A 23,092-nucleotide genomic window follows, 5' to 3' on the forward strand; every position below is an offset into this window, starting at 1 on the left:
CTGTTTAGAAAGGAAAGGTGAGATGAGTGGAAGCTATTCAAAAGCATGAAGGGATTGTCTGCCCGCTTGATCGGGTGAATGTCGATACAGACCAAATCATTCCTAAGCAATTTTTAAAGCGAATAGAACGGCAAGGTTTTGGGCAATTTTTATTTTATCATTGGCGTTTTGATAATGATGGGAATAAGCGAGCGGATTTTATTATCAATCAACCTGCTTATGAGCAGGCCTCTATTTTAGTGGCTGGTGAAAACTTTGGGTGTGGCTCATCAAGAGAGCATGCGCCATGGGCATTACTTGATTATGGATTTAAAGTGATCATTGCTCCGAGCTTTGCCGATATTTTTTATAACAATAGCACTAAAAATGGGATTCTCCTCGTTAAACTTAGTGAGGAAGAAGTTGCAATAGTGTTAGAAAAAGCCAAACAAGGGAAGTATACATTACAGGTGGATTTAGAAACACAAACTGTCACGGATAATGACGGTTTTCATGCAACCTTTACTATTGATTCCTACCAAAAAAAATTGTTGCTTAATGGATGGGACGAAATCTCTTTAACCATGCAATTAGAAGACAAAATAAAAGCTTTTGAACAAAAGGCAAACTAGGAAGGTGAAACCCTTGGGGATTACGTGTTAAAAAATGACGTCATAAAAGCAATGGAGCATTTGCTCCCGGTGGTTCATCGCACTCCTGTTAAAAGATCGCAAACCTTAGAAAACATTATAGGAACTGAAGTTTATTTAAAAATGGAAAACATGCAAAAAACGGGATCTTTTAAAATTCGCGGAGCCACTCACAAAGTGTTCTCACTCTCAGAACAAGAAAGAAAGCAAGGGATCGTTGCGGCTTCGGCGGGCAATCATGCTCAAGGGGTGGCCTTTGCCGCCGCTAAGAAAGGGATTAGAGCAAGAATTTTTATGCCTTTGCATGCACCGAGAACGAAGGTAGAGGCGACACAAGCCTATGGAGCTGAGGTGGTTTTAGTAGGTGAAACCTACCAGGAAGCCTATGAAGCAGCTCTCAGTGAAAAAGCTACCTTTGTTCACGCCTTTGATGACCCACTTGTCATGGCTGGACAAGGAACAGTTGCCTTTGAATTGCTCCAGCAATGCCCTGATCTGGAGATGCTCATTGTGCCAGTGGGGGGAGGGGGACTTCTGGCAGGCACAGCGATTGTGGCCAAAAGTCTAAAGCCTTCCATCCAATTGATTGGGGTACAAGCAACCGGCGCATCTGCCATATACAATCGCTTTTGCTCAAAAGGTCCCTTTTCATTGAAAAAGATAGAGTCGATTGCTGATGGCATTCTTGTCAAGGAACCAGGACGGTTTACTTATCCAATCATCCAAAAGTATGTCGATGATATGGTTACTGTCAGTGATGAGGAAATCGCCAGCGCCATTCTCCTAATGCTGGAGCGAGAAAAGTCACTTGTGGAAGGAGCAGGTGCCGCTGCTTTAGCTGCCTTATTGTATCGTCCATTGCAGACGTCAAACAAGACAGTCGGAATAGTCATTTCCGGGGGTAACACCGATCCACAAAATATCCCGCTATACATGAAGCTTGCCGATCGTCTGACAGCCCATGGCGGTCAAGCTTCCAATATTTAAAAAGTCAACAGAGAGTCATTAGAGCTGGTACGAGAAATATTCAGCTTATAGAGAGGCCGAATGCATAGAATTTGTAAATGCATTCGGCTTTTTCTCAGTGAGTGATGAAGCGCTCCGTCAAAGCGCTTTTGACTAATTGCTTTAATGGATCATAAAGATCTTGTTCTCAAATGGTTGTTCACAATTCCTCAACTTTATTGATAATGGTTTTCTTATCTGTAATAAACACATTCACCTCCCTCTTTTATAGGAGATGTCTCTCTATTTACAAAAGGTAGATAGTGTTTAAGTGGTGTCATTTCAATTCTTTGTGATAATGACGTGTGCTGATCCATCTCCTTGTTCCTCAACAATGTAGGAATATCCCAAGGTATTGAGCTCTTCGATTAAAAACACGGGAACACGATCGTTATGAATGATCACTTTATCTCCGGGGTGGCACAATTCGAGTTGATTTAATGTTCGAATCATAGGGTTTGGAGGCTCAAGTCCACGATTGTCTAATTTATATAGTTGAGGACCCTTATTAAGGACGCTTCTTTTTTCTTTATTCGCTTGGGGCTTTGCTGCTTGTTCCACAAGCGCGTCCTCTCTACTTTTATGATTAAACGTAATTACCCAATGTTTTTTGTCTACTTTTTCTGTACTAGATGCGAACCCTTTTCGTTTCATGACACTAATCAGGGGCTTCGGATTGAAGGTGGCATGAAGTATGAAGGTATCTTCCTCACGTAAGTCTTTGACTGTAGCCATAATAATCTTAAAAGGTTCAATTTTTTTTCTTAAGTAAGGACGTACATCCAGCTCTACAATATTAGACTGATTTTCCATACATAACCCCCTCTTTGCAGCCATATTATATGTTTGCTCCTTCTAAAGCTTGCCTTGCCTTATCATATAGACTGTATATGCCACCATAAAGTGTGTAAAAGAAGGAGTCTGGAGCCTCTAAAGAAAAGGAAGTATAGTTTTTGGGATCAATTCCTAGCATGGTTTCGAATAATATCGCGCTGTTATAAGCATAAAAGCAGAAATAAGTGAAATCAAACTCAGGCATCTTTTCATAAATGGTTATAATATCATGTGCATAATCCTCAACATTATTTTTAGCCTGGCGAATCATGGTCAATGCGTCGTCGAGTTTTACAGTAATCTTAAGTGTAGCATCATTCGCAGCGATAATTTTCGCCATTTCCTCTCCTCCTTTAACGCAGAGCTTGCTCTTTTATTCGAGTAATTTTTATCTGAAAGACTTCAGGACCTTGCTCTAAATATTCCCATTCAAATTGTCCATTTCTGGTTGAATTGAATTGATAATGTAATGGCTTGGGATCATGATCGTTGACTAATAACATGGCCTCATTTGGATTTAATCTATCAAAGGTTTCAAAGATGACCCTGTGTTTTAAATGAGGTGGGTATTCGGTCGCATGAACAGTTGCTGTAATATGAGTTGTCATGATAATTCCTCCTTGTTTTTATCCACAAATCCATTATAAAAACAATTGAAAAAATTTTTGTAAGCTACATCACAAAGCTATACTTTTCATGCCATAAAAATTTTTAAAAGCCTTACTTCTTGTGTTGAGAAACTTGCCTTGCATACTTCACTGGCGCTCTTGGGTATTGTAGGAATCTCCATGCTATTAGAAAAATAGACGCATTTTCTTACCTATGATTTAGCTCACACTAAACGGGCTTAAAAAGGTTTATATTATGAGCGTTAAGTTGAGGGGCTGCCTACTTATAATTTTTAGGAGGTCCGTTCATTTTTATTTGAGTGCGAAAAAGGAGAGTGTAGATGTGAGAAATCATGTTGACTTTAATCAGGATCCCTTTATTGTTATCTGGGAATTAACAAGAGCTTGTTTGTTAAGATGTTTACATTGTCGAGCTGATGCCCAATATTATCGGCATAGTCAAGAGTTAAATTTCCAGGAGGGGAAAGCGTTAATCGATCAAATCCATGAAATGAATAATCCAATATTAGTTTTCACAGGTGGAGATCCTTTAATGCGGGAGGATTTATTTGATCTTATTCAATATGCAGTAGATAAAGGCGTGCGTGTCTCCATGACCCCAAGTGCAACACCAAAGGTTACTAAGGAGGCGATAGCAAAAGCCAAAGGGCATGGACTGGCCCGATGGGCTTTTAGTATTGATGGTCCTAATAAGGAAATCCACGATTATTTTAGAGGAACGGATGGCTCCTTTGATTTGACGATTAATGCCATCCGATATTTACATGAGCTCGATCTGCCTGTTCAAATTAATACAGTAATATCTAAGAATAATAGCGATTATATAAAAGAAATGGCTGATTTAGTAGCATCCCTTAATGCGGTTTTATGGAGTGTATTTTTCCTTGTTCCTACAGGACGTGGCGAACGTCTTACACCGATATCTCCTGAAGAACACGAAGGGGTTCTTCATCAACTTTATGATATAAAAAAAGAAAAATCATTTGATATTAAAACCACAGAAGCACAGCATTTCCGAAGAGTCATCATTCAGAGAAATAAAGAAGAAAGACGTAATGAATCCTTATTTCAGACCGAAAGAACAGCTAAAGTGGATGTTCTTGGAAGGGCCCCTAGAGGGGTAAATAGTGGGAAGGGTTTTTTATTCATTTCTCATATTGGAGATGTGTATCCTAGTGGATTTTTACCAATCAAATGTGGCAATGTGAGAGAGCGGTCCTTGGCAGATATTTACCGAAACCATCATGTTTTTCAGGAATTGAGAAACGCTAATTTATATAAAGGAAAGTGTGGCGCATGTGAATACCGGCATATTTGTGGGGGATCACGTGCAAGAGCTTATGCTGTAACTGGAGATTACCTTGAAAGCGAACCATATTGTACGTATATTCCAAACGGCTATCAACATGATTAAGTAAAACAACCTCCAATTATTAAAGCGTAAATAATCGGGGGCTGTTTTTTTTAGATAAAGTAAGAGCTGAGCATTTCATGTAGAACTCTCGAGAATCATTAATGGTAAGCTGATGGTCTTTCACCCCATAAAGCTGTTTTGGCATCCTTCGACATATTTTCAGGACTCCATCTAGGTTCCCAGACGATGTCAACATCGGATCTACCAATACCATCTAATTTTTGGAGAACACCTAAAACGCCAGATTCAATGCTACTGTGTAATGGACAACCAGGTGTTGTCAAAGTCATGGTGACCTTGACATTTCTATCAAAATCAACATCAATCCCATAGATGAGACCTAAATCAACAATATTAATACCAAGCTCAGGATCAATCACTGTTTTTAAAGCCTGAAGTACTGTCTCGTTATCAACTAAAGCCATTTTATTGTACGTCCTTTCTTGTAATTTTCTATACCCCCTTTTCCTGTCATTCATGGATTGAAGAACTATTTGATTGAGTTTAAGAGGGTGTATTAATTACCAGGGATTAATGAAACCTAGGGAACAAAATGTTATTTTCTAAATGGATATGATTGAATGTATTGCGCTCTAATTCATCGAGTTTCAAGTAAGTTAATTTAAATGTATTACAGGCATCCATTGGCGCAGTGAAGTCATCTGTTAATTCATGTATTGATTTTAAGAGGGCACCAGAGGAAGAGTGCTCGTCTTCTAGTAAAGCTATTTCATTGCCGATATTTTGAGAGACGACGCTAGAGTCAAGAATTTTTGGGAAAATATAGGTCTCCTCCTTAGTGATATGTTGCAACAGGTCTGCTTGCATTGTTTTAAATAATTTCTGCACTTGAATTAACTCTGGATGATGCTTGCCATGCACCTTGGCAACTTTTAAGGTAAGCTGCTCTAATTCAGGGAGGATGCTGCGTAAATAATTATGATGTGTGTCTATAATATGATTGATGATGGTTTCATTCGCTTGACTTTTCCAATCAATTATTACATTGTGAAGCTGTTTTTGTTCCTCATAATGGGCATTAATCTCATTTAAAATTTTTTCACCATCCAATTCTCTTTCCTGAATGACTTCTCCAATCCTACGATCTCCACTACAACAAAAATCAATTTTATACTGTCTTAATAATTGACTCGCATAGGGAAATCGAATCACAATTTCTCCTGTACGATCGTTTTCAGTGAATATGGTCATGATATAACCCCCTAATCATTTGTTCTTTTTACTTTAAACTCAAAAGAATATGTCATCCGTGACGCAGGTCACATGTTGAAAAATGGGAAGGTTCAAAACGAAGGAAAAGAATAGGGGGAGTAAGTGGAGTTTGTGTGATTACCATCACGCTTCAACGGGATGATGAATGATAGAATGACACTTAATAAAATGTTAAGGAGTATATGAATTGCTGCTCTTTTTTGAGAGTCATCCTTGCGGCAACGTCATCTGCGCTAAATTCAAAATGAATTTCACGTCATGTTCATATAGCTATTGTTATAAAAAATAGGATATTCTGGAGGTACGAACCATGACCACACACTCTCAACACGGTGATCATCATTTTATTAGTTATTCTTTTCCCTTTTTATTTTTGGGTCTATTTTTATTTCTTATTGTTCAAGGGTGCCTTATATTGCTACTGCCCGCACTTATAAATGGCAGCAGTCTTCAGTCCCCGGTTATATTGGGCGGTATCCATCTATTTATTTTAGGATTTGCAACGACGATTGCGATGGGAGCCATGATCCAACTTGTCCCAGTTGCCCTTCAAACCAAACTTATAAGTTATAAATTAATTCCTTATCATTTTGCGATCTATCTTATTGGTTTTGGGGGATTAATTGTTAGCTTTGAGTCTTTTCAGTTAATCCTGTTAATTGCGTTTGGTTGTCTTACTTTGATTGGACTCATGCTATTTGAAATAAACCTGCTCCCAGCTGTTTTGAAGGCAGCTCCTTCTCCATTAAAATGGGGGATATGTTCAGCGCTCCTTTATTTGTTACTCACTGTGATTCTTGGTGTTACCATGTTGATCGATTTCAAGCATTCTTTTCTAGGAATCTATCATGAGAAGCTTTTTGCCGTTCATGTGCTATTTGGTCTTTTAGGGTGGTTCACCCTTCTTATTATCAGTTTTTCCTATAAATTGCTTCCGATGTTTTCCCTTTCTCATAACTATGAGAGTAAGTGGGCGGGATTATCGATTTATTTTATTAATCTAGGCATTCTCGTTCTAACCCTTGGCTTCCTTTTCACGAATGTGTTTACTAAGGGGCTTGGAGGGCTTGTGATTCTCTTTGGTCTTTTTAGCTATGCTAAGCAGCTCTCTCTAATTTTAAAAAAGAGATTGAGGAAAAAATTAGATGTTGGCGTCAAATCCTCTCTATACGCTTGGCCGTTTACTCTTTTGAGTTCAGCTTTAGGGTATGGTCTTTCTCTGATGCTTCATAAGGCTTTTCCTATGGGGGTTTTTATGTATTCAGCAATTATGGGATGGATTGGTCTTGTTATCTTAGGGTATTTACATAAGATTATCCCATTTCTTTGGTGGACATTTAAATATAGCTCGGATATAGGTCAAAGAAAAGTTCCCGCATTAGGCGATTTGATTAGTGAAAAATGGGGTGGGGTTTGGATAATAGGCGTATATCTATTTACATTATTCAATATTTTGTTCCTATCTGTGGGGGCGAAGTGGTGTCTCACCCTTAGCCAAGGCGTTATTTTTTTTATTTCACTTTTATATGTCAGCCATTTAATGAAGAGTGTATTTTATAAACCCATGAGGCAGTAGTTTAATATTAAGAGAAGAATTCAGGGGGGATGGGATGTCCACCCCGCCATTCATTCTAAGGAGTGATACATCTGATGAAGCCAGATGTAATTTTCGATAGTGGGGGCGTCTTGGTCAGTAATTTTTCACCACATTTTTGGCACGCATTATCCGCCACATGTGATGTGCCCCTTGAGTCCCTCCTCTTATTTAAAAAACGGGTTCGCAGTGGCCTTTGGAGTGGACACATCACTGAAAATGAATTTTGGAAACAGCTGTGTAAATTAGATCCTAAAATAAATAGAGAGAAAGCAGAAGCGCTTTTACGTCAGGCGATTTGCCCCTTACCTCCATTAAAGAAGATTCCAAAATGGAGTACACAGGCACGCCTTCACCTTTTGAGTAATCATCGTGCTGAATGGCTGAGCTCGGTTCTTAAGGGGGTCCGACCTTATTTCAATAGTTTCACAATTTCGAGTCAGGTGGGTCGCTATAAGCCATAGCCAGAGATTTATAAAAGCGTGGTAAAGCATTTAAACGGGCACCAGCCGCTATTTATAGATGATCAGGAGAAAAATTTACAGGCAGCTAAGGTATTGGGATGGAAGACCTTACTTGCAGACGATAAAAGGGAATGGGTGAACAAATTGGACGCTTTATTATTACACTGCAGGAATTTATAAAATTAATCCTTCTATCCGAATGATAACAAGTCAAGGGTGTCAGTATCCAAAGCGTGGTCTAAGCGCAACAAAAGCTTTTCTAAAAGGAACAAAAAGGCAGGGCCACTTTTAACAAAAGCAGGTATCAAAATAAGGAAAGCCGCTACCAAAGTTCAAACGCTACTCTCATGCTATAAAGCTCATAGGAACAATATTTCATATTTCCTCTTTTATAGGCGCCATTTCTCGATATCTTGGCCATTCATTCAAATGGTTTAAACAACATACAATGGCATAAAGTGTTCGTATGAAAGGGGTATGAACCGATGAATGCTATGGAAACAAAAGATTTTGAGAGGGCAATAGCGGAAATAACTGAAATTGCTTCTGGTTTTGGCTTAGATTTTTATTCCATGCGCTATGAAATTTGTCCTGTAGATACAATTTATGCTTTTGGTGCGTATGCCATGCCGACACGCTTTTCCCATTGGAGCTTTGGTAAACAGTATCAAAAAATGAAGCTTCAGTATGATTATGGATTGGGTAAGATTTATGAGCTTGTCATTAATTCTGATCCTTGCTATGCCTATTTATTGAATACAAATAGTCTGACACAAAATAAAATGATTGTCGCTCATGTGTTAGCCCACAGTGATTTTTTTAAAAATAATATTCGTTTTATTAATACACGGCGAGACATGGCTGAAAGCATGAATGCTACCTCAAAAAGGATTCGAGAATTTGAACAGAGATACGGTCAGGATGAGGTTGAGCATTTTATCAATGCGGTACTTTCTATTAATGAGCATATTGATCCTACGCTTAATCTTTCCTTACCCAAAAAATCAGGTAATAACGCCAAAGTCAACAAAGGGAAGCCTTATGCTGATCTAGCCTTAGTTGCCCCTATGCCATCACCCACCGCTTTACCAGAATCCGAGTCACAACAGAATCCAAAAAAGGCTGAAAAGGATCTTTTAAAATTTCTTCATGAGAATAGCCCTGTCCTTGCCGATTGGCAGCGTGATATTCTAGCTACACTTCGAGAAGAGATGCTTTATTTTTGGCCACAGTTAGAGACGAAGATCATGAACGAAGGCTGGGCATCCTACTGGCATGCTCAGATTATGAGGGAGTTAGACTTGACCACAGATGAGGCAATTGATTTTGCCAAGCTCAATGCGGATATTATTCAGCCTTTGCAGAAGCAAATGAATCCTTATAGATTGGGCTTAAAAATTTTTGAGGACATTGAACGGCGCTATGATCAGCCGACCGAGGACATGCAAAAACATGGTGTACGTCCGCATTCCGGTCGTGCCAAGCTGTTTGAGGTACGTGAATTAGAGTCGGATATTTCCTTTATCCGCAATTACCTGACTCATGAGATAGTAGCGAATGAGGATCTCTTTATGTATAAAAAAGTCGGTGATGAATTAAAGATTACTTCGAAGGATTTTGCTGGAATTCGTGATGAGCTCATTCATTCACGCCTGAATGGTGGCTATCCTTATATTGTGGTGACCGATAGCAACTATCAAAACAAGGGAGAACTCTATCTTAAGCATGATTTTGAAGGAACTGAGCTTGATTTAAACGATCTTGAAAAAGTGCTTCACTACCTTTATGAGCTGTGGGGTTCGGTTGTTAACTTGGAAACACGAGTCGAGGATCATCAAGTCATCTTTAGTTGTGATGGAACAAGCGTACAAAAAAAGCGCGCTGAGTAAGTACCACTCAGAAAAGTGAAAGTGTTTCTACCCTTAGTCGTTCGGAAAGTGAACAGCCTTTTTATAACATCAGCATTTATACCTTTGCAGAAGACCTTATAAGTTCGGGCTTTGGCTTGGCGACATCTTTAATGTGTGATTTGGAAAATCACCTCAGGAGTGCCAAAATGGTGCAACCTTAATGTGTGATTTGGAAAATCACCTCAGGAGTGCCAAAATGGTGCAACCCTAATGTGTGATTTGGAAAATCACCTCAGGAGTGCCAAAATGGTGCAACCTTAATGTGTGATTTGGAAAATCACCTCAGGAGTGCCAAAATGGTGCAACCTTAATGTGTGATTTGGAAATCACCTCAGGAGTGCCAAAATGGTGCAACCTTGGTGTGCGAGTACGAGAGCACTAAGGTTTTCCCTTTAAATGAGAAAGAAAGAGGGGCAAATTTAAGGATTTTTTATGATTTTGAGCGATGCGTGAAGGTTTAAGGAGAAAAAGTGGAGATGGCGGCGTTTCCACTTAGTATTAGAGCAAATTCCATATCACTTAATGAAAAACTCTTGAATCTCTTTCTCAGCATGTTACGATTACACCGTTCGATTTAAACGATAATGGTGTTTAAGGGACAGGAGTGAAGGAATATGTTCAACGGTAACATTGTCTTTTTTGGTGCGGGTTCCATGGCTGAAGCTATGATCGCAGGCATGGTGGCTTCAGGAACTATCCCGTTAGAGCAAATTCAGGTGACAAATAAAAGCAATCCTGAGCGTCTGAATGCTCTCAAAGAAAAATATAATATTCAAATCACACCAAGAGAAGCATTGGAGCTTCAAAGTGCTGATCTTTTAATATTAGCGATGAAGCCAAAAGATATAGAAGATGCCTTAGACCGGCTAAAGGATCAGCTCATGCCGCATCATGTCGTGATCTCACTACTGGCGGGCATTTCGACTGCTTTTATTGAAAAACGTTTAGGCAATCATACGCGTGTCATTCGTGTGATGCCGAATACCTCCAGTACGATTGGTGAATCTGCGACTGCAATGGCAACGGGGCAGTTTGTCAGCAATGAAGATAAGCAAAAGGTTGAAGAGCTATTAAAGGCCTGTGGGGCGGTCTATATTCTTGAAGAAGAGCATATTGACATTTTCACTGGCATTGCTGGGAGTGGTCCGGCTTATTTTTATTACCTCATTGAGCATATTGAAAAGGTTGGAGAAGCTGCAGGGCTAGACAAACAACTCGCGCGACAAATGGGGGCGCAAACGATCCTAGGTGCAGCAAAAATGATCATGAAAAATGATGCGACACCTACGGAGCTCCGAGAAAAGGTCACATCCCCGAATGGCACAACCGCTAAAGGCTTAGAGGCTTTAGCGGCCTATGGTGGAGGAAAGGCCATTCGTGAGGCTGTACTAAGTGCTACCAGACGCTCCAAGGAAATGAGTCTTCACTATGCACGACCTAAGACTAAGACAGTTGATCAGGATTAGGCCATGCCTTGCCATTTTGGGAAAGCCTTGAGGCTTTCCCTTTTTATAATTTCTCATGTTTTCACGAACTCGTCACTCTTTTCATTTATTTGAATACGCTTACTTGTTATAATGAAGGATAAGAAAATATTTACATATCGGAGGGGAGAGGATGTCATGACTTATTACATTGTCGCGTTTGTTATTATTGGTGTCATCTCTTTAATAGGAACGATCTTTGCAGGCATACAAATTAACAAGTCGATGGGCAAACTGGATCAGGTGGGGGAGGAAGGGCAAGAAGAGCTGTTGAAAAAGGACCATTTTAAAACACATTCCTCAAATTTGCGGGTGCTCACATGGATTTATGTTGTGGTATTCTTACTCGCTATCGTATTCTTTTTGCTTTATCTTTTCTTAAAATAAGAGATTTTGCACGTTTAAATCATCTTTTAACATTAATTATTATGCGCGTTCATGTTTAAAACCTTTTTTTACTGGTTATACTAAAAATGCTCATTTAAGATGAAATTTAGCTGTTTTAATGCTAGGAGGCAACAAAATGGAACAAGGTAAAGTTAAATGGTTCAACAGTGAAAAAGGTTATGGATTTATTGAACGTGAAGATGGTGAGGATGTCTTTGTTCACTTTTCAGCTATCGAAGGTGAAGGGTTCAAATCGTTAGATGAGGGTCAAGAAGTGACCTTTGATATAGAAGAGGGAGAACGTGGACCACAAGCTGCTAATGTTCGAAAAGTATAATCCATAGATAAGAACGGGCAGATCCTAATTTTTAGGGTCTGTTTTTTTAAAGGATTGGAAAGTATAAAATTTCTGATCATGAGGACGGTGCGCGATTCCGCTTCAGAACACTCGCTTTCCGCATGCTGACACGATGTGAGTAGGGTCGGCGTTGTCACAGGACGTGACGTTTTTAGCCGATCGTCAAATAGAGTGCCTCAGCTAATTTGGGATTGGCTATTTGTTTCCCAAGTATTTATGACTACAAGACCTCTGTTCCTGCATCTACTCGGATTACTTCGTGGTCTGGCTTCCTCGGAACAATTCGAAGTGAATTCGTGGAGTAACGCTGGTTGCTGTCCCGAAGGAGCCAGAGCGTATTCTGCTCTAATCCACTTGATACTGACGAAGTATTTTGATAAAAAATTTTTAATGTCCAACTGAATAAGGACCGGGCATGCTTTTCGCCCGGTTTTTCTTAATACTCTCAGAATGTATAATTTCGCTGACGCCCTCAAGGAAGAGAGTATAAGTGTCACTTTGGCTTTCGCCTTCTAAGGCTTGCGGGCACCCTAAGTGGGGGATTTGCAAAAATCACATCAGGAGTACCAGCGAAGGGGTGCAAGCCAAGTTTTCTAATACCATCGGAAGTAACTTCGCGGGAACTCTCAAAAGAAGAGAGTATAAGAGCAGTTTTGACTTTCACCATCTAAAGCTTGACGACCACATAAGTGTGTGATTTGTTTGCAATATCGCATCAGGAATACCTTGCGGAGTAGTGCAAGCTAGCTTTCCTTAATTTTTTTAAAAGACACGACTAGCATAGTCCTTGACATTGAGTATACTCCATGTCATATCGTTATATCTCAAGGAGAAGATGTGGAGTTGCCTTATGTCATTTGTAACCTTCACTTCTTTCTCTTAAAAAATATTTAAGGAGAGTTGAAGAATGAATAAACAAAATAATGGAGCGCAGTCCGTAGTTGACAATCGTAAAGGTTTACCGGTTGATAAACCTAGTCTTGGGCGTGTAGCGATGCTTACGACTGATCAGGTTGAAGATATTGAGTTTTTCTATCCTTATTATCGGTTTATTGAAGAAGGATATGAGGTGGATGTAATTACACCTAAAGGTGGCGTACTTAAGGCCTATCGTGAGATGGAATTGAAGTCGACCATGGCTCTCATTGATGCAAACCCACTGGACTATAAGCTTCTTTTTATTCCTGGAGGGCTTGCGCCTACAGCGTTGAAAGAAATCGCAGAAGCTGTTTCATTTGTTAAGTCCTACGCCGAGCAGGGCAATCTTATTGGTGCCGTTTGCCATGGTCCTCAACTTTTGGCCACAGCGGGCTTGATTAAGGGACGAAAAATGACCTCTTGGCATGAGGTGGCAAATGAGATTCGCGAGGCAGGAGCAACCTATTTAGATGAACCTCTTGTAGAGGATGGACAATACATCACTGCCCGTAAACCTGGAGATCTGCCAATAGAGATGTCAAGAATCATTGAGCGGTTATCCAATTAAAAGACTTGTTATTAAAAATGACCATTTTCAAGGATTCTAAGAGCATCTGTCAGAGGATTACCTCCTCTCACAGATGCTTTTTAAAGTCTTGATAATGATTATATGGTAATGGGCTGATCTATTAGTTGTGAAAATCATGGTCTACAGAAAGCCTTTCATAATCACTCTTTGTAAAGGGTCTGGCTGTCAATAGGAAAAACTACCAGCTACTTGAGGGGAAGCAGCGCGCTTTCCGCGGGGCCTTAGCGATGGCCCGCTTCCCACAGGACTTTCGTATCTCAGCGTGAGTCAGCGAGATTCGGGAACACAAGATTTTAGAGTGTTCCGAATCTCTATTCCAATCCGCTGGATGACGATGTGCATGTTTAGCTTTCAATAGTTTTCAGTGGCCTCATAGAGGGACAACCAAAGTCAGGGACTTAATTTGAAAAGTATTGCATGAGCCCTTGATAGATACCTTGAGCAACTTGCTCTCTATAAGCACTTTGTTCCACATGGAGTTCTTCTTTTGTATTAGATAGAAAGCCGAGCTCAATCAGTGTACTGGGTTGACTATTATTGCGCAATACCGATAAATCCCCATATTGTACATGGCGATCCACAAGCCCTGTGGATTTAATGAGCTGTGATTGAAGATCGGCGGCAAGTGATTGATCCCTGGATGGATTGTAATAAAAGCCGACAATCCCATGGGCAGAGTGATCCGACGAATAGTTATAATGTAAGCTAATGAACGCATCTGCCTGCTCTTTTCTAGAGAGATTTGCCCGCTCTTCTAATGGAATAAATGTATCGGAAGTCCGAGTCAGAATGACATGTGCGCCAGCCTTTTCGAGCTTTTTAGCCACGATTTTCGCTGTTTCCAGTGTCAACTGTTTTTCATGAACATGATTTAAGCTTGTTGTTCCATTATCCTTGCCGCCGTGTCCTGGATCAAGGACAATGATCTTATTTTTCAGAGGCGCCGCTGCAGTTGCTTTGTCTTTTGTCTTAGAAGCAGCATGCTGCGTTTTTGTTTTAGTGGTTTGGTGTGTAGCTGCTGTTGACGTTTGTGTCTTAGCTGTTACATGCTCTGCTTTCTTGGGTTGTGCTTGCGTTTGACTTTGTTTGGTTAGATATTGCATGGATACCCAACCTTGAGCTGATTTCCCCCAGCCGTTGGTCTGCTCATTTATCGTGATCGTCTGTCCTTCTTTCAGCTTCCCTACAATCTTTGCAGAAAGAGCAGGCTGCTCACGGATGTTAAGGATCGGTGCTGAAACCTTGGCCTGAACATTTTCTGTCTGACCAGGCTGTGTCTGTGAATCGGATTGGGTGTGTTCTTGTTGAACCAGCCAGGATGCCACCCAACCGGTTGCACTATTCAATTGGATTTTTAATAGTTTGTTAGCTTCTCCAAGCAGTGAATAGCTTTGATCAGGGTTGATATGGTCGATGATGCTTGAATTAATATTGGCTTGCTGATGGACATTAAGGCCTTTAACCTTAGAGGTCACAGCTGTTCCGTGTGTGGGCGCTGACTGATCAGCGACGAGCCAATGAGCGACCCAGCCCACTTGATGGTCACCCCATTCGATTTTATCCCAGTCTTTAGTTGATTCTAGTACAGACAAGCTATCCCCTTTATGCACTTTTCCAAGCACAGGATATTGTGTGCCAGCATCCGACCTGATATTTAATGTTGGCGCCGTAACGGTGACACGCTCTACCTCCTGAGCCTTTGTGGTATGAGTAAAGCCCGTGATGATCATGATGACAATCATGCAAAGTATGAAAAATCCAATGAGTGTTGTTAAATGCTGTTTATATAGAGTCAATGTTTTCAATTCTATTAACCTCCCCAATAGTCTTTAAGAGCAGTGTTAACAGAAATCTAGTAAAATATAATCCTATTTTTATAAAAATAATAAAAAGAGGCTGAACAAAGCTAAAAGAGATAACCCTCATACAGAGCAATAAGATTTTTTAAAACAGAAGCGTAGTCAAAATACGGAGACTCCTATGGGAAGTTGGCGATCGGTATGACCTCGCAGGGCGCAGCGCAAAGAGGTTGATCACTCCCCCGCGTTTTGACGGAGCGCTTCATGATTCACTCAAAAAAGTCGAACGCATGCCTTCTAAAGTGTGCATGCGTTCGACTTCACTATGAGCTAAATACCCAGCCCAAATATCAGCCTGTTAAAATATTTTCTTTTGGATGACGGATGAGCGTGGTTTGCTGGCGTGAGAAGGAGAAGGCTAGGGTCAATGGCCCAAGCTTACCAATGAGCATGACAAAGATAATAACAATTCGTCCAAGAAGCGACAAGTGCGGCGTCAGTCCCATGGTTGCACCCGTTGTGCCAAAGGCAGAGACAGCTTCAAACATGATCTCAAGAAGTGGGGCCTTTTCTGTAATATCTAAAATAAAAATGGCAATAAAGATGACACTACAGGATAAGAAGGTGATGGCTAATGCACGCACAATGGTTGATTGTGGAATCGTTCGTTTAAAGATAACCACATCTGATTTTCCTCTAAGGAAGTAAATGACGCAAAGAAGCATGGTTACAAATGTCGTTAATTTGATCCCGCCACCTGTTGAGCCGCTCCCTGCGCCAATAAACATGAGAAGGCACATGAGAAATAAAGTAGGATGATGTAAGCTTCCAACATCAACTGTACTAAATCCAGCTGTTCTAGGCATGGTGCCTTGAAAATAAGCGGCCCATAATTTGTCATGAAACGATAGTGGCCCAAGCGTATGTGGATTAGAATATTCCAGGATAAATACTGCTATGACTGAAATCAAGTTAATAGCTAACGTTCCAACAAGCATCACTTTGGATTGCAAGGTTAGCTGTTTAAAATGCTTTTTAGTCCAAATATCGATCAGAACAGTAAAGCCAATCCCTCCGATCATGAACAGGAAGGTGATGACGATATTGACAGTGGGATCACCAGCATAGCGGTTGAGACTATCGGACCATGTTGAAAATCCAGCATTATTAAAGGAAGAAACTGAATGAAATAATGCTTGATAGAAGCCCCTTAGCCATCCCATTTCTGGTCCCCACCGCAATGTAAGAAAGAAGGTACCAATCAGCTCTGTGATAATGGAATAAAGAAGCAAGCGTTTGGCGAGATAGATGATGCCGCCAATTTCAGTTTGATTCATCGATTGTTGCATTAAAATCCGCTCTTTAAGGCCGATCTTTCTCCCCAATAGCATAAAAAAGAACATAGCAAAAGTCATGATTCCGAGACCGCCAATTTGGATTAATAACAGGATCACTAGCTGTCCAAATAAGGTAAACGTTTGTCCTGTATCAACTACAGAAAGTCCAGTTATCGTCATCGCAGAGGTTGCAGTAAATAGAGCGTTCAAGAAAGATAGACTATGAGTTGTTGAAAATGGCACTGCCAATAAAAGGGCTCCAATGATTATGATGACGATATAGACAAGCACAATGATTTGCGGTGGACTGAGATTCACAACCTTAAAACGGTCAAACAAAATATACACCTTCTTAATCTTCTATAAAAGTGAACAGAGACATAGACCCATAGATTGAGTAGTAGCAGAGGGAATGTGACAAGTTATTTCACACAACCTTATGTTTAAGACTTACCTAAAAGGATGGTTGGCATACATCCTATAGAAGGACAAGCGCTTAGATAGCAATATGGTACCCTTATCGAGGATTTTTGTAAAGAAGGATTTCGAAGAGGAAATAGAGAAGGTAAAGACATAGACGAAATAGATTAGAAGGAAGTGCAAGAGCATGGACTACGTATTTAAGCGCATGACGCAAAAGGAAGCAGAAGAAATCGCTTATCATTGGCATTATGATGGTCCCTATTCTTTTTATGATATGGAAGCCGACCCTGAGGATATGGAGGAATTTCTTGATCCAGTTAGAAGAGGAGAGACTACTTATTCGGTTTATGATAGGGACAAGCTTGTTGGTTTTTTTAGCTTTACATCCCATGGAGAGCATGTCGTTGAAATGGGATTGGGGATGCATCCCCTTTTGACCGGACAGGGAAGAGGCCTTGCTTTTATTCAATCGGGGCTTGCCTTCGTGAAGGAGCGTTTGTGCTCTAATACGATTCGCCTAGCTGTCGCAACCTTTAATAAACGAGCCATTAAAGTTTATAAAAGGGCTGGTTTTATATCGATTGAAACGTATTTACAAGAGACCAACGGGGATCGGTATGAATTTGTTCGCATGACTTATCAAGGGGATCAAGGGTAATTGGCAGGACTGAGTCTTGTCGAATCCTAAAGCTTGTGTGTGAAAACGAAGGAACATGATGAAAGAACGGTTGATTTACAGCCAAAAAACAAACATAATCAAAGAATACTTTGAATAACCTATTATTATAATAAAAAATACTAACATTTAACTTATCACCAACGCATGAGTATTTCTGGACGATGATAAGTTTTTTTAATACTTTAGGAAGTTTTTTAGTTGATTAAAGCAAAGAGTAAATCAAATCTTGGCTGCAGCCACCAAGGTTTGCTGGCACCCTTAAATAGGTGATTTAAAAATCACATGAGGAGGGCCAAGCAAAGTGGTGAAAGCTAAGGTTTTCTAATACGCATTTTTATGGCAATGCGTTTCTAATATAACGGATGGAAATTATTTGAAATGAGGGGAAGCGATGAACTGGACGATTATTATTATCTGTATTGTTTGCCTTCTTATTGTTCTTTTTATTGACATTAGGAAGAAGCTTTAAAACCAAATCTATGATGCGACTTGCTTTACAGCGGGTGTTAAATGCTCATAAATTGGCTTAAAGTCATCTTGGTTGACAATACGGGTTTTGCTTTTTATACTAAATGCAACTTCTCCTGTAACTTTAATTGTTACAGGATATTAGCTATAGAGGAGACTGCATAGATGTCCTTTCATCAAAAACCAAATATCGTGATTGACACGATTCATTTGCTAGTAACAGATATGGAACGCTCACTTAAGTTTTATCAAAATATTCTCGGGTTTGGCCTCCTCAAAAGGAATCAGCGTGAGGCATTACTGACTGTTGATGGGCATAAAGGGCTCATCACCTTAGAGACTTCAGAACAGGTTTTACCTAGACAACCAAGGCGAACGGGTCTGTATCATTTTGCTTTGCTCCTTCCAGATCGACAAGCTCTCGCGCAGATGCTCTTACATCTTCTTAAAGTTCATTACCCGCTTGAAGGTGCATCTGATCACTTGGTAAGCGAAGCGCTATATCTCTCTGATCCAGATGGCAATGGTATTGAGATTTATGCAGATCGCCCTTCTGAAACGTGGGAGTGGCAAAATGGGCAAGTGTCCATGCTAACCAAGGCGTTAGATGCAGAAGACCTTTTGGAAGAAAGCGGGGGAACAGGCTTAACGGAACTGCCTAGCAATACGCTAATGGGACATATTCATTTACATGTTTCTGATCTGCAAGCCGCCGAACGCTTTTATTGTGATGGCTTAGGCTTTCGGATAGTCAGCCGTTATGGCCATCAGGCGCTTTTCATCTCTACAGGAGGTTACCATCATCACATTGGATTAAATGTGTGGAATGGTGTTGGCGCCCCTGCACCAGATAAGAATAGTGTCGGCTTAAAATGGATGACCTTAAAATATCCAGATGAAGGCGCTAGGTTACATGCGGTCGAACAACTCCAGCAAATGGGGGTTGGCATTGAAGAAAGAGAAGGGGATATTTGGACTCAGGACCCTTCAGGAACACAGATTAAGTTAATGGTTTAAGATAAGGAATGAAGAGCTGGGCAGGCTTTGATGCTCGGCTCTATTATTATAGGTCTGTCTTATTTCTTTAAGATTGGAGGTATAGAAGAATGGCGAAGTACTTTCAGATTGGTGACATTGCGAAAATCTTTAATATACCGCAGTCTACTTTACGCTATTATGATCAGATCGGGTTATTTACACCTAATCATACGGCTCCAGAATCCAATTATCGCTATTATACAATGGACCAATTTGTCTTACTCGATACCATCATGTTCTTAAGAAAATTGGGCATTCCAGTCCGTGATATCCAAAAACATATGGCCATGCGAAACCTAGACAATACTGAAAGCCTTTTTCAGAAACAGCTTGAAAAGATCAAGCATGACATTCATTCTTTAGAGAAGGCGGCAAAAAAGCTGGAACAAAAAATTACCACAATGGCTGTTGGCAAGCAGTTATATGGGGATCAAACACTCCGGTTTCAAGCCTTTCCGAAACGTCCTATCTCACTTATTTATACGGATCCATTGGTGGACATTGAGGCGTCATTAGATCTATATATTCGTGAGCTTGGGAAAACATTGCCGCCAACTCATCCAGGTTTCTTTTCGGGTGATATCGGGATGCTGCTAAAAAAGGAAAGCTTAAGTGAAGAAACCATCGATCAGAGTACTTATTCGGGAATTTTTTACTTATACGATTACGAGGATGAAAATAGTGCAACCGATACGTATTTACCAGAGGGAAATTATGCGTGTATGACACATACCGGGTCCTATGACACGATTTTACCCACCTATAAAAATCTACTTAATCAGATTCAACGCAGTGGCTATGAAGTGACTGGTGATGCTATCGAATTGGCATTGATTGATGAAATGACCGTTCAAGATGGTCAGGATTTCGTTACCGTCATACAAATCCCAGTGGAAGTAAAATCTTGTCCATAGCCTTTTTAGCTAAGCTTTACTATGAGATTTTAACGCTACCTATTGACTTTAAAGTTACTTTAAGGTTTAGAATCCCTCTTAGGAAATCTCTTTAGGGGGAATAAACATGCAGCGCGATCCAATCGAAAGGCAATTAGTTAAGGAACCTGTAGGCAAGGTTTTTTTTCGCTATCTCATTCCTTCTCTTGTAGGGATGCTGTTAATGTCAGTAAATGTTGTTATCGATGGCATCTTTGTCGGCCATGCTGTTGGACCTATAGCCCTTGCTGGTGTTAATATTTCGACACCCATGTTCTCCTTGTATTTTTCCATTTCGCTATTAATTGGGATAGGTGGTGGTGCCTTATATTCTATGGCGATTGGGCGTAAGGATATCAAGACCGCCCAGACTATTTTCACACATGCCTTTTGGTTTGTAGTTATCGTACTTGTGATTTTAAGCTGTATAAGCTATCTTTTCATACATGATATCGCCCTGCTTCTTGGGGCGAATGAACAGACATTGCCATATGTGATAGAGTTCTTAACAATCATTCTTATTTTTGGTATTTTTATTGGAATCCAAGTGTTGCTGAGTATTTTTGTCCGAAATGACGGAAACCCCAATTTGGCAATGGTTGCCAATGTTGTGATGGCCGTCTTTAATGTCTTATTAAATTATATATTGATTTTTCAATTTGCTTGGGGTGTCAAGGGCTCAGCCTGTGCAACGGTCTGCTCTCAGCTCATCGGGATACTTGTGCTTGTCTTTCACTTTTTCCGAAAGTCTACCACGCTTCGATGGGGAAGGCCCTCCTTTCAAGCTTCCTTATTCAAAAGGATTATGACAATTGGCTTTCCGAGCTTCACTTCTGAAATAGGCTTAGCCGTCTTTACCTTTGGGTATAATCTCGCTATGGTGAAGACGGTAGGTACTATTGGTGTCTCCGCTTTTTCGATTGTGAACTACTTGCATACAATGATGCTCATGGTTTTCATTGGCTTGGGCTCAGCCGTCCAGCCATTAATAAGCTTTTATTATGGCGCAAAATTGAGGGAGCGTATGATCCATACGGTGAAGATTGCCGAAAAAACAGCTTTGTTTTTAGGTGTCTTCAGTCTGATTTTAGGCTGCTTATTAGCAGACCCACTCGTTTCTCTGTTTGGTGGCATGACAAAGGAATTACACAGTCTCGCGGTGCACGGACTTCGTCTATTCTTTGTTGGGTACCTATTTATTGGCATAAATTTTGTTTACATGAATTATTATCAATCCGTAGGGCAGGTACGGTCATCGATGGTGATCACTTTATTAAGAGGTTTTGTCCTTTTGAGCGGCTTCCTATGGATTCAGCCTATGCTCTTCGGGATAAATGGCGTGTGGTTATCTGTTCCATCGGCAGAATTCGCAGTAGCTTTATTCATAGTAATCTTTATGAGAAAGGCGACGTTAAAAGAGATTGAGCAGCAAGGTCATTTTCTTGCTGATTTATAGTCAATGTTTGCTGACTGAGGGGCTTACTTTTGAAAGCAATATCAATCTATTGACCCGATCCGAATTAAACCAACCAAGGGTGTAAGTTTCCCAATTATGAGCTGAATGTAACAATAGATAAATGGAAGCTAACAAAAGAACATAACGAAAAGCCGCTGCCAAATGGTGAAGCGGCTACTCTTATTTTATACTATCAGAATGTATAATTTCACTGACGCGCATAAAGGAAGAGAGTATAAGGCGGGCTTTGGCTTTCGTCTTCTAAGGCTTGCGGGCACCCTAAGTGTGTGATGTGCAAAAATCACATCAGGAGTACCAGTGAAGTGGTGCAAGCCAAGTTTTCTAAAAAGGAAAATATAAAATTTCTGGTTATGAGGACGGTGCGCGATTCCGCTCCAGGCCGCTCGCTTTCCGCGGGGGAGTGGTAAACCTCCTCGGGGTCTTACCGATCTCCCACTTCCCGCAGGACTCTGGTATCCGCATCATGAGTCAGCGGCGCCCGTGGAACACACGATTTTAGAGTGTTCCACGGGTGCCTTGCGCTCCATTCCACTTGACCAGGCAATGAAGCCTCTTTCATATTGGCTGATGCTCTATACTAAGGACAAGGACCGGGCATGCCTTTCGCCCGGTTTTTCTTAATAAAGTCGCCAATAAAAAGGGCTTAGGTGTTTTCTATTTTTTTCTAAATTATTGCTACCCTCTGAAAAATTGTTTATGGGTATGAACTTTTCTTTTAAAAAGAGAAGTAGCCTGTCATAAATGTGATATGATGGGAATATATTTTTTAGAATTTAAGGCTATAAGAAAAAAGATTAAAGGTGAGTGAGCGCTAAAATGAGAAAAATAATAGAAAAAATGTCACAATAAATCAGTTTCATAGACGAATAATTTATAGGTAAATGAGGTATGATGTTTATAATAACGCTGCTTGGAGGAAAGCACATGAAAAAAGGAGAAGCACTAAGTTGGATTAAGACGATCGCATTGGCTCTCATCATTGCGCTTGTTGTCAGACATTTTTTATTTGGAAATTATGTTGTACAAGGAAAATCGATGCAACCAACCTTTCAAGATGGGAATCGTCTTATTGTGAATAAAATAGATTACGATATTTCAAAACCCAAAAGATTTGACGTCATTGTCTTTCACGCAACGAAAACGGATGACTATATCAAGCGAGTCATTGGTTTACCTGGTGATAAAATTGCTTACAAGCATGATGTGCTCTATGTCAATGGTCAGCCAGTTAAAGAGCCTTATCTAGAGCCTTATAAGAAGGATTTAACAACAGGTCAGTTAACAGAGGATTTTACCCTTAAAGGTAAGACTGGGCAAACACGCGTCCCCAAAGACAAGCTGTGGGTCATGGGTGACAATCGCAGGGTTAGTGAGGACAGCCGCTATTTTGGGTTCGTTGACATGAAGCAGGTGGTAGGCAAGGTTGATCTTCGTTATTATCCATTTGACCAAACCAAGCTCTTTGCCTTTCATAATGGCTTGTAGGAAGGA

General features: G+C 40.4%; 22 protein-coding genes. 15 read left to right on the forward strand and 7 right to left on the reverse strand.

Translation table 11 applies throughout. The annotated features are described in order from the left end of the window. Window positions 1-26 precede the first annotated feature (26 nt). Both leuD and ilvA read left to right on the forward strand, forming a co-directional pair. On the forward strand, window positions 27-611 hold the full coding sequence (gene leuD, locus IEW82_RS11355) for a 3-isopropylmalate dehydratase small subunit (RefSeq protein WP_188693966.1): 585 nt from the start codon (window positions 27-29) through the stop codon (window positions 609-611). Window positions 612-662: 51 nt separating this feature from the next. Beyond that, complete coding sequence (ilvA, locus tag IEW82_RS11360; protein WP_188694256.1) at window positions 663-1,616, forward strand: threonine ammonia-lyase; 954 nt, start codon at window positions 663-665, stop codon at window positions 1,614-1,616. 300 nt (window positions 1,617-1,916) lie between these two features. Here the strand turns inward: ilvA and IEW82_RS11365 are convergent, their stop codons facing one another. From IEW82_RS11365 to IEW82_RS11375, 3 genes are read right to left on the reverse strand one after another with little or no spacing between them, the layout of a single operon-like run. Further along, the gene (locus tag IEW82_RS11365; protein WP_188693969.1) at window positions 1,917-2,447 is read right to left on the reverse strand and encodes a DUF2249 domain-containing protein; all 531 of its coding nucleotides are present in this window, start codon (window positions 2,445-2,447) and stop codon (window positions 1,917-1,919) included. 25 nt (window positions 2,448-2,472) lie between these two features. Next, a complete protein-coding gene (locus tag IEW82_RS11370; RefSeq protein ID WP_188693971.1) occupies window positions 2,473-2,808 on the reverse strand; it encodes a hypothetical protein in 336 nt (111 codons plus the stop codon). A 13-nt stretch (window positions 2,809-2,821) separates the two neighbouring features. Beyond that, window positions 2,822-3,076 carry a DUF2249 domain-containing protein gene (locus IEW82_RS11375; RefSeq protein WP_188693974.1) on the reverse strand — a complete coding sequence of 85 codons (255 nt, stop codon included), beginning with the start codon at window positions 3,074-3,076 and terminating at the stop codon, window positions 2,822-2,824. Window positions 3,077-3,419: 343 nt separating this feature from the next. Here IEW82_RS11375 and IEW82_RS11380 point away from each other — a divergent pair, with 343 nt between their 5' ends. Beyond that, window positions 3,420-4,511, forward strand: coding sequence for a TIGR04053 family radical SAM/SPASM domain-containing protein (locus IEW82_RS11380; RefSeq protein WP_229672552.1), 1,092 nt, complete (start codon window positions 3,420-3,422; stop codon window positions 4,509-4,511). 98 nt (window positions 4,512-4,609) lie between these two features. Here IEW82_RS11380 and IEW82_RS11385 read toward each other — a convergent pair whose 3' ends face one another. Together IEW82_RS11385 and ric are read right to left on the reverse strand one after the other, a co-directional pair. Then, window positions 4,610-4,936, reverse strand: a complete 327-nt coding sequence (locus tag IEW82_RS11385) for a metal-sulfur cluster assembly factor (RefSeq protein WP_188693981.1) — start codon at window positions 4,934-4,936, stop codon at window positions 4,610-4,612. 106 nt (window positions 4,937-5,042) lie between these two features. After that, a complete protein-coding gene (gene ric / locus IEW82_RS11390; RefSeq protein WP_188693985.1) occupies window positions 5,043-5,723 on the reverse strand; it encodes an iron-sulfur cluster repair di-iron protein in 681 nt (226 codons plus the stop codon). A 331-nt stretch (window positions 5,724-6,054) separates the two neighbouring features. Between ric and IEW82_RS11395 the strand changes: the two genes are divergently transcribed. From IEW82_RS11395 to IEW82_RS11425, 7 genes are all read left to right on the forward strand, one after another. After that, window positions 6,055-7,320 carry a hypothetical protein gene (locus IEW82_RS11395; protein ID WP_188693989.1) on the forward strand — a complete coding sequence of 422 codons (1,266 nt, stop codon included), beginning with the start codon at window positions 6,055-6,057 and terminating at the stop codon, window positions 7,318-7,320. Window positions 7,321-7,394: 74 nt separating this feature from the next. After that, window positions 7,395-7,802 (forward strand): HAD family hydrolase, encoded by a 408-nt coding sequence (locus tag IEW82_RS11400; protein ID WP_188693993.1) that lies wholly within the window; start codon window positions 7,395-7,397, stop codon window positions 7,800-7,802. Window positions 7,803-8,287: 485 nt separating this feature from the next. Beyond that, a complete protein-coding gene (locus tag IEW82_RS11405; protein ID WP_188693996.1) occupies window positions 8,288-9,691 on the forward strand; it encodes a SpoVR family protein in 1,404 nt (467 codons plus the stop codon). Window positions 9,692-10,326: 635 nt separating this feature from the next. Further along, the gene (proC, locus tag IEW82_RS11410; protein ID WP_188694000.1) at window positions 10,327-11,178 is read left to right on the forward strand and encodes a pyrroline-5-carboxylate reductase; all 852 of its coding nucleotides are present in this window, start codon (window positions 10,327-10,329) and stop codon (window positions 11,176-11,178) included. Between the two features lie 156 nt (window positions 11,179-11,334). Next, complete coding sequence (locus IEW82_RS11415) at window positions 11,335-11,583, forward strand: DUF5362 family protein (RefSeq protein WP_188694002.1); 249 nt, start codon at window positions 11,335-11,337, stop codon at window positions 11,581-11,583. A gap of 136 nt (window positions 11,584-11,719) precedes the next feature. Beyond that, window positions 11,720-11,920, forward strand: coding sequence for a cold-shock protein (locus tag IEW82_RS11420; protein ID WP_188694005.1), 201 nt, complete (start codon window positions 11,720-11,722; stop codon window positions 11,918-11,920). Window positions 11,921-12,848: 928 nt separating this feature from the next. After that, entirely contained in the window at window positions 12,849-13,427 is a 579-nt protein-coding gene (locus IEW82_RS11425) for a type 1 glutamine amidotransferase domain-containing protein (RefSeq protein WP_188694008.1), read from the forward strand. A gap of 419 nt (window positions 13,428-13,846) precedes the next feature. Here the strand turns inward: IEW82_RS11425 and IEW82_RS11430 are convergent, their stop codons facing one another. Beyond that, window positions 13,847-15,253: an N-acetylmuramoyl-L-alanine amidase family protein gene (locus IEW82_RS11430; protein WP_188694011.1), complete on the reverse strand. Its 1,407-nt coding sequence runs from the start codon at window positions 15,251-15,253 to the stop codon at window positions 13,847-13,849. Between the two features lie 344 nt (window positions 15,254-15,597). Beyond that, complete coding sequence (locus IEW82_RS11435; RefSeq protein WP_229672554.1) at window positions 15,598-16,923, reverse strand: TrkH family potassium uptake protein; 1,326 nt, start codon at window positions 16,921-16,923, stop codon at window positions 15,598-15,600. 268 nt (window positions 16,924-17,191) lie between these two features. On the opposite strand from IEW82_RS11435, the gene IEW82_RS11440 reads away from it, so the two are divergent. The 5 genes from IEW82_RS11440 to lepB all read left to right on the forward strand — a co-directional run bounded on the left by IEW82_RS11440 (window position 17,192) and on the right by lepB (window position 23,086). Beyond that, the gene (locus IEW82_RS11440) at window positions 17,192-17,665 is read left to right on the forward strand and encodes a GNAT family N-acetyltransferase (protein WP_188694019.1); all 474 of its coding nucleotides are present in this window, start codon (window positions 17,192-17,194) and stop codon (window positions 17,663-17,665) included. Between the two features lie 654 nt (window positions 17,666-18,319). Beyond that, window positions 18,320-19,171 carry a VOC family protein gene (locus IEW82_RS11445; RefSeq protein ID WP_188694022.1) on the forward strand — a complete coding sequence of 284 codons (852 nt, stop codon included), beginning with the start codon at window positions 18,320-18,322 and terminating at the stop codon, window positions 19,169-19,171. Between the two features lie 89 nt (window positions 19,172-19,260). After that, window positions 19,261-20,106 (forward strand): MerR family transcriptional regulator, encoded by an 846-nt coding sequence (locus IEW82_RS11450; RefSeq protein ID WP_188694026.1) that lies wholly within the window; start codon window positions 19,261-19,263, stop codon window positions 20,104-20,106. A 106-nt stretch (window positions 20,107-20,212) separates the two neighbouring features. Beyond that, a complete protein-coding gene (locus IEW82_RS11455; protein WP_188694028.1) occupies window positions 20,213-21,580 on the forward strand; it encodes an MATE family efflux transporter in 1,368 nt (455 codons plus the stop codon). A gap of 945 nt (window positions 21,581-22,525) precedes the next feature. Next, a complete protein-coding gene (gene lepB / locus IEW82_RS11460; RefSeq protein WP_188694033.1) occupies window positions 22,526-23,086 on the forward strand; it encodes a signal peptidase I in 561 nt (186 codons plus the stop codon). Window positions 23,087-23,092 lie beyond the last annotated feature (6 nt).

The organism is Pullulanibacillus camelliae (genome assembly GCF_014642655.1).
GTDB classification, from domain to species: Bacteria; Bacillota; Bacilli; order Bacillales; family Sporolactobacillaceae; genus Pullulanibacillus; species Pullulanibacillus camelliae.

Excerpts from the sequence above, each read along its gene's own strand:
- ilvA (WP_188694256.1), top strand. The coding sequence starts at position 663 with ATGGAGCATTTGCTCCCGGTGGTTCATCGCACTCCTGTTAAAAGATCG.
- IEW82_RS11365 (WP_188693969.1), bottom strand. The coding sequence starts at position 2,447 with ATGGAAAATCAGTCTAATATTGTAGAGCTGGATGTACGTCCTTACTTA.
- IEW82_RS11370 (WP_188693971.1), bottom strand. The coding sequence starts at position 2,808 with ATGGCGAAAATTATCGCTGCGAATGATGCTACACTTAAGATTACTGTA.
- IEW82_RS11375 (WP_188693974.1), bottom strand. The coding sequence starts at position 3,076 with ATGACAACTCATATTACAGCAACTGTTCATGCGACCGAATACCCACCT.
- IEW82_RS11385 (WP_188693981.1), bottom strand. The coding sequence starts at position 4,936 with ATGGCTTTAGTTGATAACGAGACAGTACTTCAGGCTTTAAAAACAGTG.
- ric (WP_188693985.1), bottom strand. The coding sequence starts at position 5,723 with ATGACCATATTCACTGAAAACGATCGTACAGGAGAAATTGTGATTCGA.
- IEW82_RS11395 (WP_188693989.1), top strand. The coding sequence starts at position 6,055 with ATGACCACACACTCTCAACACGGTGATCATCATTTTATTAGTTATTCT.
- IEW82_RS11400 (WP_188693993.1), top strand. The coding sequence starts at position 7,395 with ATGAAGCCAGATGTAATTTTCGATAGTGGGGGCGTCTTGGTCAGTAAT.
- IEW82_RS11405 (WP_188693996.1), top strand. The coding sequence starts at position 8,288 with ATGAATGCTATGGAAACAAAAGATTTTGAGAGGGCAATAGCGGAAATA.
- proC (WP_188694000.1), top strand. The coding sequence starts at position 10,327 with ATGTTCAACGGTAACATTGTCTTTTTTGGTGCGGGTTCCATGGCTGAA.
- IEW82_RS11415 (WP_188694002.1), top strand. The coding sequence starts at position 11,335 with ATGACTTATTACATTGTCGCGTTTGTTATTATTGGTGTCATCTCTTTA.
- IEW82_RS11420 (WP_188694005.1), top strand. The coding sequence starts at position 11,720 with ATGGAACAAGGTAAAGTTAAATGGTTCAACAGTGAAAAAGGTTATGGA.
- IEW82_RS11425 (WP_188694008.1), top strand. The coding sequence starts at position 12,849 with ATGAATAAACAAAATAATGGAGCGCAGTCCGTAGTTGACAATCGTAAA.
- IEW82_RS11440 (WP_188694019.1), top strand. The coding sequence starts at position 17,192 with ATGGACTACGTATTTAAGCGCATGACGCAAAAGGAAGCAGAAGAAATC.
- IEW82_RS11445 (WP_188694022.1), top strand. The coding sequence starts at position 18,320 with ATGTCCTTTCATCAAAAACCAAATATCGTGATTGACACGATTCATTTG.
- IEW82_RS11450 (WP_188694026.1), top strand. The coding sequence starts at position 19,261 with ATGGCGAAGTACTTTCAGATTGGTGACATTGCGAAAATCTTTAATATA.
- IEW82_RS11455 (WP_188694028.1), top strand. The coding sequence starts at position 20,213 with ATGCAGCGCGATCCAATCGAAAGGCAATTAGTTAAGGAACCTGTAGGC.
- lepB (WP_188694033.1), top strand. The coding sequence starts at position 22,526 with ATGAAAAAAGGAGAAGCACTAAGTTGGATTAAGACGATCGCATTGGCT.